Source organism: Streptomyces sp. B8-7, from assembly GCF_058833805.1.
In genome coordinates this window covers 306,605-324,463 of the sequence record NZ_JBYRRL010000003.1, presented here as the reverse complement: position 1 = coordinate 324,463, position 17,859 = coordinate 306,605, and the positions used below count along the sequence as shown (strand labels likewise).

16 protein-coding genes and 2 pseudogenes are annotated in these 17,859 nt (G+C 74.0%); 10 read left to right on the top strand and 8 right to left on the bottom strand.

The window, feature by feature from the left end; genetic code table 11:
• The first annotated feature begins 200 nt into the window (after window positions 1–200).
• A complete protein-coding gene (locus tag AC5K6T_RS16775; protein ID WP_493209851.1) occupies window positions 201–680 on the top strand; it encodes an SRPBCC family protein in 480 nt (159 codons plus the stop codon).
• A 290-nt stretch (window positions 681–970) separates the two neighbouring features.
• Here AC5K6T_RS16775 and AC5K6T_RS16770 read toward each other — a convergent pair whose 3' ends face one another.
• From AC5K6T_RS16770 to AC5K6T_RS16760, 3 genes are all read right to left on the bottom strand, one after another.
• Window positions 971–3,925 carry a hypothetical protein gene (locus AC5K6T_RS16770; RefSeq protein ID WP_493209850.1) on the bottom strand — a complete coding sequence of 985 codons (2,955 nt, stop codon included), beginning with the start codon at window positions 3,923–3,925 and terminating at the stop codon, window positions 971–973.
• A gap of 2 nt (window positions 3,926–3,927) precedes the next feature.
• Entirely contained in the window at window positions 3,928–5,814 is a 1,887-nt protein-coding gene (locus AC5K6T_RS16765; RefSeq protein ID WP_493209849.1) for an HSP90 family protein, read from the bottom strand.
• A 711-nt stretch (window positions 5,815–6,525) separates the two neighbouring features.
• Entirely contained in the window at window positions 6,526–6,714 is a 189-nt protein-coding gene (locus tag AC5K6T_RS16760; RefSeq protein ID WP_493209847.1) for an ANTAR domain-containing protein, read from the bottom strand.
• Window positions 6,715–7,067: 353 nt separating this feature from the next.
• Between AC5K6T_RS16760 and AC5K6T_RS16755 the strand changes: the two genes are divergently transcribed.
• Both AC5K6T_RS16755 and AC5K6T_RS16750 read left to right on the top strand, forming a co-directional pair.
• Window positions 7,068–7,283 (top strand): heavy-metal-associated domain-containing protein, encoded by a 216-nt coding sequence (locus AC5K6T_RS16755; RefSeq protein ID WP_493209845.1) that lies wholly within the window; start codon window positions 7,068–7,070, stop codon window positions 7,281–7,283.
• Window positions 7,284–8,018: 735 nt separating this feature from the next.
• Window positions 8,019–8,384, top strand: a complete 366-nt coding sequence (locus AC5K6T_RS16750; protein WP_493209844.1) for an EamA family transporter — start codon at window positions 8,019–8,021, stop codon at window positions 8,382–8,384.
• A 32-nt stretch (window positions 8,385–8,416) separates the two neighbouring features.
• Here the strand turns inward: AC5K6T_RS16750 and AC5K6T_RS16745 are convergent, their stop codons facing one another.
• The 4 genes from AC5K6T_RS16745 to AC5K6T_RS16730 form a co-directional block, all read right to left on the bottom strand.
• A complete protein-coding gene (locus AC5K6T_RS16745; protein WP_493209842.1) occupies window positions 8,417–9,004 on the bottom strand; it encodes a TetR/AcrR family transcriptional regulator in 588 nt (195 codons plus the stop codon).
• Window positions 8,997–9,344 (bottom strand): darcynin family protein, encoded by a 348-nt coding sequence (locus tag AC5K6T_RS16740; protein WP_493209841.1) that lies wholly within the window; start codon window positions 9,342–9,344, stop codon window positions 8,997–8,999. Before AC5K6T_RS16740 ends, AC5K6T_RS16745 begins: the two co-directional genes overlap by 8 nt.
• 266 nt (window positions 9,345–9,610) lie before the next feature.
• A complete protein-coding gene (locus AC5K6T_RS16735) occupies window positions 9,611–10,294 on the bottom strand; it encodes an MBL fold metallo-hydrolase (RefSeq protein WP_493209840.1) in 684 nt (227 codons plus the stop codon).
• Between the two features lie 5 nt (window positions 10,295–10,299).
• On the bottom strand, window positions 10,300–11,937 hold the full coding sequence (locus tag AC5K6T_RS16730) for an FAD-dependent monooxygenase (RefSeq protein ID WP_493209839.1): 1,638 nt from the start codon (window positions 11,935–11,937) through the stop codon (window positions 10,300–10,302).
• A gap of 99 nt (window positions 11,938–12,036) precedes the next feature.
• On the opposite strand from AC5K6T_RS16730, the gene AC5K6T_RS16725 reads away from it, so the two are divergent.
• From AC5K6T_RS16725 to AC5K6T_RS16695, 7 genes and pseudogenes are all read left to right on the top strand, one after another.
• Window positions 12,037–12,645 (top strand): TetR/AcrR family transcriptional regulator, encoded by a 609-nt coding sequence (locus AC5K6T_RS16725; RefSeq protein ID WP_493209838.1) that lies wholly within the window; start codon window positions 12,037–12,039, stop codon window positions 12,643–12,645.
• Window positions 12,646–12,650: 5 nt separating this feature from the next.
• Window positions 12,651–12,875: pseudogene (locus tag AC5K6T_RS16720) on the top strand (helix-turn-helix domain-containing protein); the annotation flags it as partial.
• Window positions 12,876–12,955: 80 nt separating this feature from the next.
• Window positions 12,956–13,135 (top strand): transposase, encoded by a 180-nt coding sequence (locus AC5K6T_RS16715; protein ID WP_493209837.1) that lies wholly within the window; start codon window positions 12,956–12,958, stop codon window positions 13,133–13,135.
• A gap of 104 nt (window positions 13,136–13,239) precedes the next feature.
• Window positions 13,240–13,881, top strand: a pseudogene (locus AC5K6T_RS16710) (IS3 family transposase); the annotation flags it as partial.
• 15 nt (window positions 13,882–13,896) lie between these two features.
• The gene (locus AC5K6T_RS16705; protein WP_493210808.1) at window positions 13,897–14,139 is read left to right on the top strand and encodes an integrase core domain-containing protein; all 243 of its coding nucleotides are present in this window, start codon (window positions 13,897–13,899) and stop codon (window positions 14,137–14,139) included.
• Window positions 14,140–14,436: 297 nt separating this feature from the next.
• The gene (locus AC5K6T_RS16700) at window positions 14,437–15,339 is read left to right on the top strand and encodes an LLM class flavin-dependent oxidoreductase (protein ID WP_493209836.1); all 903 of its coding nucleotides are present in this window, start codon (window positions 14,437–14,439) and stop codon (window positions 15,337–15,339) included.
• A gap of 195 nt (window positions 15,340–15,534) precedes the next feature.
• On the top strand, window positions 15,535–16,215 hold the full coding sequence (locus AC5K6T_RS16695) for a hypothetical protein (protein ID WP_493209835.1): 681 nt from the start codon (window positions 15,535–15,537) through the stop codon (window positions 16,213–16,215).
• Between the two features lie 212 nt (window positions 16,216–16,427).
• Here AC5K6T_RS16695 and AC5K6T_RS16690 read toward each other — a convergent pair whose 3' ends face one another.
• Window positions 16,428–17,483, bottom strand: a complete 1,056-nt coding sequence (locus AC5K6T_RS16690) for a hypothetical protein (RefSeq protein ID WP_493209833.1) — start codon at window positions 17,481–17,483, stop codon at window positions 16,428–16,430.
• Window positions 17,484–17,859: the final 376 nt, after the last annotated feature.

Below are 17,859 nucleotides of genomic sequence, written 5' to 3'. Positions count from 1 at the left end.
CCGCCGCCCCGACGGCCGTGGACGGCCGGACGCCGAGGTGTCCGGCTGGGGTCGGGGTTCACCAGCAGGGTCGAGCGGTTGAACCCGGCGCACAGGGTGGGTGAGATCGGGCCGCGCACCCGGTCGTTGGGGTCCCGGGACGGGCCGGTTCGGTCCCCCCCGCTCCCGGTGGGCGCGTGCCGCGGGCATAGAGTCGGCGGGTGAAGCGCTTCGAGACGGTGACGCACATCGCCGCGCCCGTGGAGCTGGTCTTCGACCTGTCCCTGGACGTGGACGTCCACACCGCGTCGATGGCCGGATCCGGTGAGCGGATCGTCGGCGGTGTCGCGTCCGGCCGCATGGGGCTCGGGGACACGGTCACCTGGCGGGCCCGCCACTTCGGTGTCCCCTGGCGCATGACCTCCCGCATCAGCGCCTTCGACCGGCCGGGCCACTTCGTCGACGAACAGGTCGCCGGACCGTTCGGGCGCTGGCACCACGCCCACCACTTCTCACCCGACGGGCACGGCGGCACCCTGATGCGCGACGTGATCGAGTTCGCCGCGCCGCTCGGCCCGCTGGGCGCCGTCGCCGAAGCGGTGGTCCTCGGGCGGTACATGCCCCGGCTCATCCGTATCCGCAACGAGCACATCAGGGCCGCCGCCGAACACCGCCACCGGCAGGCCGCGGCCGGCTCCTGACCGCTCTCCGCCCGTCACCGGGGCGTTCGGCCGGGGCCCGAACCCCCGACCGGCAGGGATCTCGGCCGGCGGAGCTCCGGACGCACGGATCCCGGCGGGCGGCAGCCCGGACCGGCCGTACCGACCCGCGGATGCCTCCGACGGGCGGATCCCGGCGCGCGGAGGACCGTCGGCCGGCGGAGGTCCGCCGCCGGGGCGGGACCCCGGCCCGCGGAGGCCCCGGCGGACAGCGCCCTCCGGCTCAGGAGGACCCGGCCGGCGCAGACACCACCGGCCGGGGCCCCGCCCGCTCAGCTCAGGTCGCGCAGGCGCGCCGCCAGGGCCTTGAGAGCCTCGGTCTCCTCGGCGTGGCCGGCGCCCTCCAGGTGGGCGACCGCCGCGTCCAGGCGGGCCAGAGCGGGTGCTGTTCGCTCCAGGTAGATGCCCTCCATGACAGCCGCGAGGCGGACGCACTCGGCCCACTCCGCGGCACGGCCGTCGCCCACGCCCGGCTCGCCGAGCAGCGCCAGGGCCTTCCGAAGGGCCTCCAGGGCGTCGTCGTAGGCGCCCGCATGGGCGTTGACCCGGCCGTGCTCGTACGCCAGCGCGCTGTCCAGGGAGCGGCCGTGGGCCTGGTACCCGGCGGCACGGGCCTCGTCGGCGATCCGGCCTGCGTCGTCGAGGTAGGCCAGGGCACCGGACAGCCCGGCGGGGCCCTGCTGCTCGGCCTGGAGCCGGGCCAGTTCCCGCAGGCCGTTGCTGAGGTGCTCGAACCGGGGAGCGCGGGCATGTGCGGCGAGCGCCTGGTCCACGGCCTCCCGGGCACGGTCGAACTCCCCGCCCTCGCCCAGCAGCACCGCCGTCTCCGCGGCGATCATGGCATGACTGCCCGGGTCGTCGTCCCAGCCCGCCGACTCCGCCGCCAGCGCGGCGAACTCCGCCGTCGCAGCCTTGAGGTCCTCCCCGGCGTGCAGGGCGCGGGCGCGGGTCAGCCGCAGCTGGGCGACGAGCCGGTCGTCCAGCGTGCCCGCGGTCACGTCCGGCTCGGCCAGCAGCGAGTCGAGCAGCGCGATGCAGTCCTCGACGCGCCCCAGTTCCAGGCTGAGCTGGGCCGCGTTGCTGTAGGAGCAGAACGCGTCCGTGCGGCTGCCCCCGCGCAGGTCCGCCTCGGCGGAGCGCGTCAGGTGCCGCAGCGCCTCCTCGGGCCGGCCCAGATGCATGGACGCCTCGGCCAGGTCGGCGTGCAGGCGGCCGGTGTCGACCGTGCCGGCCGGCCAGTCGGCGGCGAGCCGCAGGCCCTCCGCCAGCGTCTCGCAGGCGGCCGGTGCGTCGCCCAGGGCGAGCTGGATCCGGCCGCGCAGGCCCAGTGTGCGCGGCAGATGCCAGGCGGGGCCCTCCTCCCGCAGCCGGGCGAGATGCGCGCCGGTCTCGGCGAGCGCGGCGGGCAGGTCACCAAAGAGGGCGTGGGCGCCGGCCCGCAGTCCCCGGGCGCCCGACAGCTGCGCGGCGAGGGCGTGCCGTCCGGCGAACTCCTGCAGCAGGTCCAGCTCGGCCAGTACCGGCCCGGCGTCCGCGGGGTCACCGGACGCCTGCAGGCGCAGGCCCAGCGCGGTGGCCCGCAGCCGCAGCAGCCGGGCCTCCAGATACGGGGCCAGGCCGGACGTCTCCCCGTGCAGGCGCACGATCGCGGCGTGGGCGCGGGTGTAGGCGTCGGCCGGCCCGGCCGCCTGCGCCGCGCCGTCGCCGCGTGCGGGCGCCTGCGCCGCGTCCTCGGCGTGGGCCAGCAGCGCCTGGGCACGGCAGACCGCCGCGTGACCCGGCTCGGCGGCCTCGTCGTACAGCGCGGCGGCCTCCTCGTTGCGGGCGGCGGCGTCCGCGTGCTCACTCCGGTCGGCCGCCTCGGCCGCCTGTGCCGCCAGCAGGTCCGCGCGCAGCCGCACCAGCGGACCCACGGCCTCGTCCCCGGGGTGGGCGTAGTCCCGGGCGGCGGCGAGCACACGCAGCCGCGCCCAGCAGGCCGCGGCGTCCGGGTGCCCCTGCTCGTCCAGCGCCCGGGCCCGCAGGATCAGTTCGGTCAGCCCCTCGGGGAGTTCGGCCCCGGTCTCCGGCTCGGGCCGCGCGGCCGGCGCGGGCGCCGGGGCCATCTCGTCCAGGGTGCGGGCGCGCAGCGTCAGGTCCAGCGCGCCCAGCAGCGGGGCGCGCTCCAGGCGGGCCGCGCGGCGGTCGGTGTGGGCGGTGGTGCCGTTGCGGGCGTCGAAGCGGGTCGCGAGGCCGGCGGCACGCTTCCGCACCTCGCCGCGCAGCCCGGCCACCGTCCAGTTGCGGCCGGCGTAGCCCGCGGCGGGCAGGCCGCCGTGGCCGAGGGACTCCACACGCCGCAGCAGGACCTCCACACCGGTGAGGAAGTCGCACTGCTCCAGGGGCGAGTCCACCTCGTCGAACAGGCCGCGGTTCTCCGCCAGCAGCTCCAGGCCGCGCGCCTCGTTCCCGGTCAGCGCGCAGAACTCCAGGTGCCGGCCGACCTCGGCGGCCATCGACGGGTTGCGGCGGCAGGCCCGGTAGCCCGCCAGGTGAAGCTCGCGGGCCCGGTCACCGTGACCGGTGCGCACCAGCGGCAGCAGCGCGTAGGACATGGAGCGGGCCGGCTCCTCCTGACAGGACGCCTGGCCGGCCAGCACGGGCTCCCACAGGCCGAGTGCCTGCTCGTCGTCCCCGGCCATGAGGCGGTGGCGGGCGCGCTCGCAGATCTCGCAGGCCTCGCAGTCGCTGAGCGGGGTGCGGGGGAGTTCCGTCCACGACGCGTAGGCGCGATCGGTGTCCTCACCGACGTGCCGGGCGAGCTGGTAGGCCAGCCCGTAGTACGGCTGGAGGCCGAGGCCGGCCCTCTCGTACCGGTCGCGCATCTCCGTCAGCCACTGGCGCAGGGCGGCCAACGGCATCTCGGGCACCGCGAGCAGGGCGTTGGCCACCCACTTGAACCGCCAGAACAGCGAGTGCCGCAGCCGCTCGTCGAAGACCTCGGGCCGCTCGTCGAACAGGGTGAGCAGGCGGGCGAAGGCCACGGGCGACTTCCGCGGCTCGGCGCCGTAGGTGTACGCCGCGTGCAGCTCCAGCAGGGAGTGGATCAGCGGCACCGGCTCGTCGAACCGCTCGGCGGCCTCGACCAGTTCCTCGGCGGTGACGGTGCGGGCGCGGCCGTAGGGACGCCGGAAGTTCTCCTGCAGCGCCTGGTACAGCTCGTCGATGGTCTGGGGTGCGGTCTGCATGGTCAGCTGTCCTTGCGGAGGGCGTGGGCGAGGAGGTCGAGGAAGGAGCGGTTGATGAGGCTCGACTCGGCGGGCCTGAGGGGCCGCCGGGAGAGCAGCACGGCCTGCCCGTACAGCGCCTCGGCGCTGGTGCGGGCCAGTTCGGGCTCGTCGATGGCGACCGCGGTGCGGACCAGCGGGTTGAGCTGGTTGAGGATCAGCTGCGCGCGGGGCGCCTCTTGGTGCAGCGCGCCCAGGATGTCGCCCCACAGGCCGCCCTCCTGCTCGCGGGCCAGCTGGGAGCGGGTCCGCTCGTGCCGCGCCTCCCGGCTGTCGACGAGGAGGGCGGGCGCGGAGGCGGGCTGGAAGGTGCGCAACGCGACATCGCAGTCGAACACGGCGAGGGCGTCACGGGCGCGGGCCAGGTAGGCCGCGGCGGCCAGCTCCGTCTCCCTCTCGACGGGGTCGAGATGCGCGGTCAGGGTCGCCGGGTCGAGGTCGGCGACCACCGCCTCGGGCCTGATCTCCGGCAGCCGGTGCACGAGTTCCCGGTCGTAGGTGTAGCCGCCGTTGACGACGCCCAGCCCCGCTGACGAGGCGATCGCCGCGACCTGCCGGAACTCCTCCACGCTCGACGTCACCAGCACGGTGCGGTGGCTGCGCGCGAACTCGTCCAGGGTGGTGTGCCCGTCGGTGGTCTCGAACGGCAGCCAGGGCAGCAGCATCCGCAGGATCTCGTCGTCGTGCACCGCCAGCGACTTCACCGCCAGGTGGTGTGCCTGGAGGAAGCGGGCGAGCAGCTCGGGGTCGCTGGCGGCGGCCCGCGCGATCCAGGCACGCAGCCGCTCGGCGAGGGCCTCGCGGACCGCGGCGAGGGTGTCGTCCTCGTACAGCGACTCGCGGGACGCCGTCGGACGCAGGTTCTCCGCGTCCACCACGCAGCGCACGAAGAACGCCCAGTCCGGCAGGATCTCCTCCGCCTGCTCCGACAGCAGCATGCCCTTGACGTGCACCCGATGCCCGTGGCGGCGCCCGGCCGGCACCGCTTCCGGCAGCACGCACGCGATGCCCTTCAAGCCGACGGCCGGCAGGTCCAGTTCGATGGTGTCCAGCGGCGTGAACCCGAAGACCTCCGCACCGTACGCGGCCAGTGCGCGGGCACGTGCGCCCGGTGTGGGATGGGGACGGTTCCACGGCGCCGGCTCGGGGTTCACGGACGCGGCCGGGCCGCTGCCGGAGCCGCCGTCGAACGTCACCGGGTGGCGCAGCAGGGACCCGAAGTGCCGGGCCAGCGCGTGCACCTGGGCCGGACGGGTCCACTCCTCCGCGTCGGCGCGCGGTGTCAGGGTGACCGTGGTGCCGGGCCGGGGGCGGGCGGACGCGGGCAGGGTGCGCACGGTGTAGCTGCCGTCGCCGCGTCCCCGCCACTCCACCGCCGGCGCGTCGGGGGTACGGGCGGAGCGGCTGAGGACGTGGATCTCGTCGGCGACCAGGAAGCAGGAGAGCAGGCCGATGCCGAACCGGCCGATGAAGTCGCCGCGTTGCCCGGTGATGCTTCCCCAGCCCCGGACCGGCTCGTCCGACGGGACCTCCGTGGCGCGCTTGCTGCTGCGGCCGATGGTGGCGAGGAAGGCGTGCACGTCCCCCTCGGTGAGACCGACGCCGTCGTCCTCCACACGGACCACCGACCCGTCGGCGTACAGGCGGATCCCGAGGGCGCTGCCGGAGCCGGCCGGACGCAGGGCGTGGTGGGCGGTGAGGGCGTCCACCGCGTTCTGCATGAGTTCCCGCAGATAGACACGGGGACTGGAGTAGAGGTGGTGGGACAGCAGGTCGACGAGGCCGCGCAGGTCCACCTGGAAGGTGTGCTCGGCGCCGGCGGGGTTCGTGGAGGCATCAGGCAGTGTCATCGGGCAGTCCGTGGTGAAAGGGGGCGGGTGCGGCGGGTGCGGCGGGTGCGGCGGGTGCGGCGGGGGCTGGGCCGGCGCGGCCGGGTGCGGCGGCGGCTGGGGCGGCGCGGGCCGGGTGCGGAGTACGGGCGTCAGCCGTGGCGGCGGGCCCGCGCGGACGGCTTCTCGGGCTCGGCCGGGCAGGTCCGCAGCCGCCCGGTGTACGCGCCGCCAGGGCCGTGGCCCGGGCCGACGGGGCAGGGCCACGCCGTGACGCCCCCCGGATCTCCCGCCGGCGCCGGCGTCCGCGGGGCACCGGGCGCCCGCGGCGGGAACCCGGCGTGTCTGCCCTCGGGCGGAACGGACGGCTGGTACGGACGGCCCGCACCACCCTCGGATCTCTTCCCGGTCCTGCCGGACAGCCTGCCGGACATGACGCGCCCTCCCCGTGGTCCCGCGTGATCGTCCGGTGCAGCATAAGCGGACCCACCGACAGCGGCTCCACCGGGTTTTCACGACAAGGCCGCAGGCCCGGACCCCGCCACCGCCGTGCCGGCCGCACCCCGCCACCGCCCCGCGCACCCCGTCCGGAGACGTCGGCGGGAAGGCCCCGCGGAGCCCGCGCGACACCCGTGGCCGGCGGTGCCGACGCCGGGTAGGGCCGCCGCCCCGCAGCCCGCACACCCGCCGGGGCGCTCCGCGTCCCGAGGGCCGCCCCACCCGGGCGCCGCCTCAGGCCAGGCTGCCCCGTTCGCGCACCATGCGGGCGACCTCGCGCAACTCGACGTTGTTCTCCTGCGAGCAGCGGCGCAGCACGTCGAAGGCCTGTTCCTCGGTGAGGTGGTGGCTGCCCATGACGATGCCCACGGCCTCACCGATGGCCTGACGGGCCGACGCGCTTCCTCGGCGCCCTCCCGGCACGATGGGTGAGAATCGAGAGTGTGGTCACGAGGGGATTCCTGGTCGTGTGAGGGAGATCCGCGTGGACTGGGCCAGCTTCGGTCAGCAACTGGCGTCCATGGCACGCGAACACCCGCGCTCCGCGCAGCCGCCCCGACCCGCCGGCGACCGGACCGCGACAGCCCGGACCGCGACAGCCCGGACCGGCCACGGCGAGGCAGACCGGAGAGTGCCCCGGGCGGGTGACGCCGGCCACAGCCGGGAACTCCGCCCGGCGCGCGACGACTCAGTGGTGGACGGCACCGGATGAGCACACCCGCCGGTGCGCCCGTATCAACAGGGGTACGGACACCCCACGACACTGGAGTTGCGCCATGGCACGGAAGCAGTACTTCGTCAGCGGCATGAGCTGCGCCCACTGCGCCGCGAGCGTCACGGAAGAGGTCTCCCAGGTCCCCGGGGTCGACGAGGTGGACATCGACGTCACGGCGGGGACGGTCTCCGTGGGAGGCACCGGCCTGGACGACGCGCGACTGCGCGCGGCCATCGTGGAGGCGGGGTACACGGTCGCCGCACCGTCCGCCGCCTGACGGACCGGCCGGCCGCCGCCGTCCTGTCCCCGGCCCTGCGGTGGCGGCCGCGCGGCACGCCGCGCCTGCCGCCCCGGTCCTCCGTCCGCGGCAGCCGGCCACGACGCACCGGGTGCCGGCGAACCCGTGGCCCGCGAACCCGTGGCCCGCGAACCCGTGGCCCGCGAACCCGTGGCGCTCGAACCCGTGGCGCTCGAACCCGTGGCGCTCGAACCCGTGGCGCTCGAACCGGGGAGCCGCGGACACAGAACACGCAGGCCCGGAACCTGAAGGTCCACAGCCCGCGGAGCCGGAACGGCGGACGCGGAACCTCGGCGCGGAGCCGCTCCCTGCGTACGCCGCGTTCACGCCCGCCCCGCACGGGCTGCCGCGGCCCCTCACCGGAGAGCCGGGGCCCACGGAATACGCCCGTGTTTCTCCGGGAGTGAACTGTCGGGTCGCCGCTGGAAATCGCGTAGGCGGCACGTCCGGAAGCCGGATCTGCGCCGGATGGGAAACAGCGGGCTTTCGGGTCATCGCGGTCGTCCCGGCCTGGGTGGTGGTACTGCGCACTGCCGTGGGCGACCGGCCGGGCCGTGGGGCGTTCGCCGGGGTCCTCCTCGGACTCGCCGGTCTCGCCGTGTTCAGGCTGCCGGGGGCTCAGCGGCGCGGTGCGGATCAGCGGCGTACTGACCGTGATGGTCGCCACCGTCCTCTGGTCGGTCGGTCGGTTCGTTCTCCTCCTCCCGGCTGCCGATGCCGGCGAACCCGTTCGTCGCCAGCGCCCACGAGATGGTGGCCGGCGGCCTCGGCTGCGCCCTGCTCGGCCTGACCCGGGGTGAGCAGCACGGCCTGGACCCCGTCGGTTTCTCGGCCCGCTCCTGGATCGCCCTGGTCCATCTGATCGTCTGCGGCTCCCTGGTCGCCTTCACCGCCTATGTCTGGCTGCTGCACCGTGCTCCGCTCTCGCTCACCGCGACCTACGCCTACGTCAATCCGGTGGTGGCGGTCGTCCCGGGCGCGCTGGTCCTCGGCGAGGCGGTCACCTGGCCCATCGCCCTGGGCGGCGCGGTGGTGGTCGCCGGGGTCTGTCTGATCGTCTCCACGGAGCACCGCACCTGACCGCCGGCCGGAGCGCCCCGGGGGACCGCCGCTCACCCGGGTCGCGGCGGGACGACCACCAACTCGGCGAGCTCGCGGGCGAGATCGGCGGAGACGGGGTCGCCGGTGATGAGCAGCCGGAGGTAGACGGGGCCGAGAAGGAGATCGACGGCCAGCTCCACATCGGCCGGCCGCAGCCGGTCCTCCGCCTCGGCCCGGCGCAGAACCCGGCGCAGGACCTCGCGCCGCTCCCGCTCCACCTCGTGCAGAGCGGCGGCGAGGCCGGGAGAGCGCGGCAGTTCGCTGACCAGCCCGGCGATGACGCGGCCGAGTTCGGTCCCGGTGAGCAGGCGCACGGTGTTGGAGAGCACGGTGGTGAGGTCGGCCAGCACATCGCCGGTGTGCGGGGCTTCGGGGTTGGCCTGCGCGAAGGCGTGCCGGACTGCGGCCGCGACGAGCTCCGTACGGTCCTTCCACCGCCGGTAGACCGTGGGCCGGGACACGCCCGCCCGGGTGGCCACCGCGTCGACCGACACCCCGGCCGCCCCGCCCAGGGCCAGCAGTTCGACGGTGGCCCGCAGGATGCGCGCCGAGGCTTCGTCGCTGCGTGGTCGGCCCGGCGCGGGCGTGTGCTCACTCACTCGGCACCGGACCCTGCGCCGCGACTGCCCTGTCGTAGGCGGCGAATCCGTCCTCGATCCCCATGGCGACCTGCTTCACCACGACGTACGGCACGGAGAACAGCTCGGTGTCCCGGACCGCCTCCCAGAACATGTAGTAGGCGGCGAGGTCCTCGGTCTCGACGAGCAGGATGTCGCTGTAGTCGGCGCAGAACGCCTCCGCGTCGAACCAGCGCAGACGGACGCCCTCGGCGCGGGCGGCGAGAGCCCTGACCGTGTCCCAGGTGCGGGCCCGCTCGGCCCGCTCCAGCCTGAGCCAGGCGGGCTGGAACTGAAGCATGTTCATCACCACGTACGTCACGGCGCTCCCTCTTGTGTGCGGGGGTGGGGCCACCCGAACCGACGAGGATTACATTACACGACTGTTCTGTAATGTAATGCGCCCTGGCCGGAGCGGCCGTGCCCGGCCGGGGCGGCGGCGCGTTCAGCCCCGGACGGGCTGCGGCGCAACTGCGCCGCAGCCCCGGCTGTGGCAGGCCGACCACGCGCCGCGGCCCCGCCCGCGGTGGTCCGCACCGCGAGCCGGTGCGGACCACCGCCCCGCGGGCGGCTCGTCTCAGCCCGCCGTCACCCTCGCGCCAGCTTTCGGGCCGCCGCGGCTGAGGCGGGGCGTCCGTGCCCGAACAGGAGCCGGTTCGGGCCGTGTTCCAGTACGGTGCGTACGCTCGCGGCCACCTGCGCGGGGTCCTGGGCGAGGAAGGGCATGCCCGGGCGGTCGCGCCGCAGCATTCCGCCGGCCAGGAGGTCGCCGAGGAGGGCGCTGCCGTCGGGGCGGTGGAGCAGGGTGACGGACCCCGGCGTGTGGCCGGGGGTGTGCAGCACGGTCAGCGGCGGGCCGTACGCGTCCAGCGTGACACCGTCCTCGAGGACGAGATCCGGGATGAACGCGGGGAACGCGGGGTTCAGCGTGCGGCGCAGTATCCGGCCGAACATCCGCTGGGGTTCGTACAGCCGGCTGGTTCCGGTGGTGGCCCAGTCCACTTCGGCCGCATGCACCGCGACCGGTGTCCTGAGCTCGCGGCGCAACTCGGCGACACCGCCGGCGTGATCGGGGTGGCAGTGGGTCAGGACGACCAGTGATATCCCGTCGGGGTCGACGCCGGCCCTGCCGAGGCGGCGCAGCAGCGTGCGCGTGGCGCCGGCCGGTCCGGCATCCACGAGCACGGTGCCGTGCTCGGAAAGGACGGCGTGAGCGGTGGACTGCCTCAGGTGGATGCTGACGATGGCGTTCATATCGTTCATGTCGTTCATGGCGTTCACACCGTTCCGGCCGCGGCGCCCGACGACGGGCGGGCGGGTGCCGTGTGGATCGAGCCGAGGCAGTCCTCGATGCGGGCGGCGTCCGGGGGGCCGACGTAGGCCAGGTGCTGGTCCGGGCGGACGAGGTAGGCCACCGGTCCGCGCCCGTACAGCCGGGCGGCCTGGTGGCCCCGGTCAAGCAGTGCGGGGACGGCGTCGGCCGCGCCCCTGAGGACGGCCGGCCTCCACCGGGTGGTCAGGACCACCCCGGCGAGCGCACCCCGCCAGCGCCGCCACAGCTCGGTGAGCGACGCGTCCACCGGGTCGGTGTCCGCCGTGGTGGTGAGCAGCAGGGTGCACGCGTCGGACGCCAGCACGTCGTGCAGACGCACCGAGCGGTCGGTGAGCCCGTCGAAGAGCAGTGGATCCGGGAGCCGGTCACCGGCGGCCAGGGAGCTTCCACGGCCGGGGGCGTGGGGTGTGCGGCGGTAGCTGTGGCCGAGTTGGGAGAACCGGCGGGCGAGGCCGTGCTGCGCCACAGGGGTGTGCTGCAGCAGGGTCATCGCCGCGTCGCGCAGGTGGCGGCGTGGATCGTCGCGCAGCAGCATGGCCGTCGCGCCGCGATGGGTGAACGCCACCACGTCCCGGGCGATCCGGTGCCGCTCGGGCTGGTAGGTGTCCAGCAGGGAGCGGGAGGACCGGCCGGTGACCACCGAGGCGAGCTTCCAGCCCAGGTTCATGGCGTCCCCGATGCCGAGGTTCAGGCCCTGTCCGCCGAAGGGTGTGTGGACGTGGGCGGCGTCCCCGGCCAGGAACACCCGGCCGCTGCCGTAGCGGACGGCCTGCTTGTGGGCGAGGCGGAAGGTCCAGAACTCGTCGACCGACCGGACGGTGCCGGTGACGGCGGTCCGGCGGAGCGCCTGCTGCGCGTCGGCCAGGCTGGGTTCGACCAGGGTGCCGTCGGCGGCACGGTTCTGGGTGTAGGCGAGCCGGTAGCGCTTCTCGCCGGGCAGCGGGAACACCCCGCAGATGCCGTCCGTGTCGGCGGAGAAGGTCATTTCGTTGCGGGGCAGCGGCCAGTCGACGACCGCGTCGCACAGCACCCAGTCGTCGGCGTACGCGTCACCGGCGAAGGCGATCCCGAGCTGCTCGCGGACCGTGCTGTGAGCGCCGTCGCAGCCGACCAGCCAGTCCGCCTCGATGGTCTCGGTCCGGCCCTCGGGAGTGGTGACCGTGACGGTCACCGCGTCGTCGGTCTGCTCGACCCGCGTGCAGGCGGTGCTGCGCTCGGCCACGATGCCCGCGTCGGCGAGGTGGTCGATGAGGATGTGTTCGGTGCGGGCCTGCGGAATGTCCGTCATGTGCGGGTAGGCCGTGTCGCGCAGGGTGCGGAAGTCGACCGCGACCCGGTCGCGGTGGACCGTACGCAGCTGCAGGATGTCGACCCGCTGCCCCTCGGCCAGGACACGGTCGGCCACCCCCAGGGTCCGCAGGTGTTCCAGGGCCCGGGCGTGCAGAGCTGCCGCCTTGGTCGCCTCCAGCACTCCGGCGTGCTTGTCGATGATGCGCGCCGTCACCCCGAAGCGGTTCAGCTGGGCGGCGAGGGCGAGTCCGGTCGGGCCTGCCCCGACGATCAGTACCTGGGTGTGCTGCATCACACCTCCTAAAAAAAGGGGAGCGTTCGCTCTTTTTTATTGAGGCTGGCCGCCAGGCGGGATGTTGTCAAGAGCGAGTGCTCGCTTTAACGTGAAGAGGTGCCCAGAGTCAGTGCCGCATACCGCGCCGCCCGCCGCGACCACATCCTCGCGGCGGCCTCCGCCTGTTTCGCCCGCGACGGCTTCCACCGCACGACCATCCAGGACGTCATCGACGAGGCGGGCATGTCCCCCGGTGCGGTCTACCGGTACTTCCGCACCAAGGACGAGATCATCGCCGCGATCTCGCTCGACGCGACCGCCATGGTGGAGACGGCCGTACGGGATGCGCTGCGGACCTGTCAGACGCTGCCCGCGCTCTTCGCCGAACTCCCGCGGACGCTCGCCGGACTCGATCACGCCGATGCCCGGTTCCGGCTGGCGGTCCAGGCGTGGGGCGAAGCGCTGCGCAACCCCACGCTGTCCGCCGCGATGCAGCATGGCCTGCGAGGGGTGCGTGACGCCCTGCGCGAGCGCATCGCGCAGGGGCAGGCGGAGGGCGAGGTGGCTGCTGCGGTTCACCCCTCGGCGGCAGCCGGTGTCCTGCTGTCCCTGCTCCAGGGGTTCATTCTGCAGACCGCCTGGCAGCCGGAGCTGTCCGCCGACGTCTACGGTGAAGCGGCGGCCGCCGTCGTCTCCGGACAGCTCTCCAGCGGCCGCGCCGACTGAACCGGTTGTCGGCCGGCCCCCGCCGAGTCTCCTGTCGGAATGCCCTCCGACGGCTCCGGTTCGGCGAGCCGATCACCGCGCTCCGGCATAAGGGTGCGGATCCGGCGCGCACGGGCCGGCCCTGGAGCCTGCCGCTGGAGGGCCACGTGCTCCTGGTCGCCGCGTACCGGCGGACCAACCTGCCCCTGCGCCGACCGGCACCGTTGTCCGGGGTGTCCAAGTCGGCGGCCTACCCGCATCATTGAAGCCTCCCCTTGATCGTGGACACCTGGAGACCGGGATCTTGAGGTTCAAGAGGAAGTAGCACCAGGTGGGAAGCAAGTACACGAAGCGGTACACCGAGGAGTTCAAGCGGGACGCGATCGCGCTCGTCGATTCCTCGGGCAAGACGGTCACCGCCGTCGCCCGGGAACTCGGCATCAGTTCCGAGTCCCTGCGCGGCTGGTACCACAAGGCCAAGGCCGACCGGGGCAACCGGCGAGTCCGGTGAGCTGACCAGTGCCGAGCGTGAGGAGCTCAAGCGGCTGCGCAAGGAGGTCCGCGAACAGCAGCAGACGATCGAGATCCTGAAAAAGCGACTGCCTTCTTCGTGAAGGAGAACGACCGGTGAGCGAGCTGTACCGGTTGATCCATGCGGAGACGGCGAACTATCCGATCACGCTGCTGTGCCGGGTGCTGCATGTGGCCCGCTCCTCCTACTACGCCTGGCGCGAGGGCGAGACCGCCCGCCGCAAGCGCCAGGCCGCCGACGACGCACTCGCCCACGAGATCACCGTGCTGCACATCGCCTCCCGCCGCACCTGCGGTGTCCCGCGCATCCACGCCGAACTGCGCCGCCTGGGCCGGTGGGTGAACCGCAAACGCGTCGCCCGTGTGATGCGTGAACGCGACATCCGCGGTGTCACCCGGCGCAAGCACCGCTCGCTGACCCGGCCTGATATGAAGGCGAAGCCGGCCCCGGACCTGATCGGCCGCGGCTTCCATGCCGAGCGCCCCGGCACCAAGCCGGTCGGTGACATCACCTACCTGCCCACCGCCGAGGGCTGGCTCTACCTCGCCTGTTGGCTGGACCTGGCCACCCGCGAGATCGTCGGCTATGCCATGGCCGACCACCACCGCGCCGACCTCGTCGTCGACGTCCTCGACATGGCCCACGGCCGAGGCGGACTGGAACCCGGTTGCGTGATCCACAGCGATCGCGGCAGCGAATACACGTCGACCCAATTCCTGGAATGAACAGGGAAGTTCGGGCTGCGGCAGAGCTGCGGGCGCACCGGATCACGCTTCGACAACGCCGCCGCGGAGAGCCTCTGGGCCCTGCTCAAAGAAGAGACAGGCACTCGCACCTGGCCCGACCGCGCCACCGCCCGCGCGGAGGTCTTCACCTTCATCGAGACCTTCTACAACCGCCGCCGCCTGCGCAAGCACAAGACCTTCGGCTACCTCACTCCGGCCGAGACCAGGCAGCGGCATCAGCACGCCCTCGCGGCATAACAATCACGTGTCCGAGATCACGGGGAAACGTCACGGCCTGCCCACCCCCGCGTTCCCGACCTCCACGCAGGCCCTGGCGGCGTACCGGGACGGAGGCCTGTCCTTCTCCTGCCATGGATGGTCGGTCACCGCTGCGCAATGAGCCGGCACCAGAGTGATCGGCGGGCCTGGTCGCCGAACTGAGACGGCTCCGTCGGGTGCTGCCCGCCTCGCACCAGACCGGATCGCCGCAGCGTGAGGACGTCACACTCCGGAGCCACACGGAAACACCCCTGGGTCCGACGTAGGCTCGATGGCATGAGTCTGCGTCTGAGCACCGTGATCCTTCCCGTCGACCGCTGGCACGAGACAGGCCGCGCGAAGTGGCAGCGCGCCGAGGAGCTCGGCTTCCACGCCGCGTACACCTACGACCACCTGTCCTGGCGTACCTTCCGCGACGGCCCCTGGTTCGGCGCCCTGCCCACCCTCACCGCCGCCGCCACTGCGACGGACCGGCTACGCCTGGGCACGCTCGTCACGTCGCCCAATTTCAGGCATCCAGTGACGCTCGCCAAGGAGCTGATCTCGCTCGACGACATCTCCGGCGGGCGGATCACGCTCGGCATCGGGGCCGGCGGCAACGGGTTCGACGCCACCGCGCTCGGACAAGAGGCGTGGTCGCCGAAGGAGCGGGCGGACCGTTTCGGCGAGTTCGTGCCGCTGCTCGACCGGCTGCTCACCGAGGGCGCGGTCTCGCAGAAGGGCGACTTCTACACGGCGGAGGAGGCGCGCAACATCCCAGGCTGTGTCCAGCGGCCGCGGCTGCCATTCGCGGTGGCGGCGACCGGGCCGCGCGGGCTGAAGCTGGCCGCGCGGTACGGGCAGGCGTGGGTGACGACCGGCGACCCGAAGCTGTACGAGGAGGGGACCCCGGAGCAGTCGGTGGCGGCCCTGCGCGCCCAGGTCGAGAAGCTCGGCAAGGCGTGCGCCGAGTCCGGGCGGGATGTGGCCGAGCTGGACAAGATCCTGCTGACCGGCTTCACCCCGGACCGGGGCCGACCGCTGGAGTCTGTGAACGCCTTCGTCGACTTCGCCGGCCGCCACCAGGAGCTCGGCTTCACCGAGATCGTGATCCACTGGCCGATCGCGGGCTCCGACTTCGCTGCCGACCAGTCCGTCTTCGAGCGCATCGCCACAGAGGCCGCCGCACAGCTCCGCTGAGCCGCTGCTGCTCGATCCAGCGGTACGGACGCAGCACGGGCGTATCGTCGCACTATCAGCCGGTACTTCTGCGTCGCGGTAGACGTTGGGTGGGGGCACGACGGGAGAGCGAGGTGCTGCTGTGACGCAACCGGAGAATCATGTGGTCTCAGCTGCGGAGGCGAGGTCGACGGCCGTGTCGTCTCCGTCGAGCCCGTGGAACACCTCGGTGCGACGCTGCACCGCGTCCGCATCGAGCGCCACGGCACGGAGTTCGCCCTCGTACCGGGTGGCACCGTGTCCGTCGGGTTCGACCTCGACGCCTGGGAGCCGACACCCGGACAGGCCGCGGACTACGCCGGGAGCGCCGAGGAAGGGTACGGCTGCGGGCCTGACCTGAAGGCGCATCTCGCCCAGGTGCTCAGCCCCCGCCGTACAGTCGCACTGGACACCGTACTGATGGCGGTGGAGGCCGAGACGCTCACCGAGGCCCCCGCCGACATGCCGGCCGTGCTCGCGGCGCGCGGTCTGAGGATGCCGAGCGCCGACGAGTGGGAGCACGCGTGCGGAGCGGGTGCGGACACCCTGTTCCGGTGGGGCAACACCTGTCCCCTCGACCGCATCCCCTACGGGGACCCGGCCGGCCCGCACAACGAGCTCAGCGCCTTCGGCCTTCGCATCGCCCACGACACCTACGGCATGGAGGTGAGCACCGACGCCACCGCCGTCCACGGCGGAGACGGCGGGGAGTCGGTGTGCGGAGGGTACGGGTGCCTGCTGGCGTGGCTGTCGCTGGCGACCGCACAACGCCACCCCTCCCTCGCGGAGCTGGTGTACGGCCCCGGGACGGAACTCGTCTGCGAGGATCTCAGCGTGCGACCGGTGCTCGCCTGGTGAGCGATGGCGCGGTCGGCCCGGGCGTCTGAGCGGCCCGGTCGGTCGGGCGGCCGCGCGCCCCGGAGCGGGGCGACCGTGCCCGGTCCGCCGCGGGCTGCGACCGGTGAGGCGCCGCAGCCGCGGCGCTGCCGCCTCCCCGGAGGCGGCACCGTGCGTCGCCGACGCGTCCCGCGGCCGCGCCCGCCGTCACCGGCCGTACGCGGCCCGGCACGTCAGTCGCCCCCGCCTCCGTCGCCGCCCCCGTCGCCTCCTCCTCCACCACCGTCGCCGCCGTCGCCGCCGTCCGAGCCCCAGCCGTCGGCCCCGTCGGACTCGTTGTCCTCGCGGCTGCTGCCCAGGTTGCTGTACCAGGGCCGGTCCCAGTGCTCGTCGGGCACGATCGACTCGGCTCCCGGCGAGCGGCCGCGCTGCGCACGGAAGCGGGCCGTGCCCGTGGTGTCCCCGAGGCCGAAGGCGACCGCGCACACCTGGGCCATGACGGCGTCCAGCGGGTCGGCGCTCTCGTAGTGCACGAAGGCGAGCGGCAGCAGGACCGAGTCCGGGTCGACCGGCGGTCTGCGCGGGGGACGGGTCAGCAGAGCGACGGGGCTCTCGTCGCGCAGCAGCCGCGAGTTCACCGCGTCGTGTCGGCGCAGGACCCAGCGCCGGTCCGGCAGCCCGATCTCCACACTGCTCCGGGACTTGCGCAGCCGCCTGGTCAGGCTGAGCTGCGCCGGCCTGTCGCCCACGCTCATCCGCAGACCGCGGGACGGATCGGAGGGCGCTCCGTCGAAGCCGTAGGGCGCCCGCACGCGCACGACGGGAGCCTGTGGCCCCCACACGTCGACCCGCACCAGCCTGCGGTCCACCGCCACGGCCACCGGCCCGGCGGGGCCCGGAGCGAACCGGCGTGCGATCCACAGCGGGACCCCCTCGGCCCGGGCCCGGGCGCCCAACGCGGCCACCTGCTCCGGGCCTCCGCACGCGTGCACCGCCAACTCGCCCAGCCCGCGGGCGAACTCGGCGGCCTGGCGGACCTTCACCGGCTTGCAGGTGCCCGTGACACGGGTGACCGGGACGGCACCCGGCCCCTGCGGCAGCCGGTCCAGCGGGCGTTCGGCACCGCCGCCGCCCAGCCATCTGCCGCGCTGGTACGCCTCGGCCATGGCGCCCAGGTTCAGCTCCGCCAGCGGTGTGATCCGTCCGCCCCTGCGCAGACCGTCCCAGGTCAGCTCCACCGTCCGCGCCAGTGGATTCCACGACTGCTCGCCGTACAGCACTCCGCTCACATCGGCCCCCGTCCCTGTCCCCGTCCCCGCACACGTGCACGTGCACGTGCACCACCATGGTGCCCGTCGGCAGCCAACCGTACGGCAGCGGGTCCGCACACCCGGCGCACCGCGCATCCCCGAACGCCTGCCCGTCCGCTGGTAGGCACCGTCCCGCGGGACACGCACGCCCTCACGGGGACCTTCACCGCGTGAGGGCGTGCGCCCGCCCGCACCGCCCGGGGCCGGGCCGGCCCGGGAGGCCGGGCGGACCGCGTGCAGGGTGCGGGACGGGTCCCCACGCCCAGGCACGGTCCGGCCGGCGCGGTGAGGCCGCCGAACGGCACGTGCGGGACCCGATGGCGCAATCGCTGCGGTCGGCCGGCACCCGCATTCG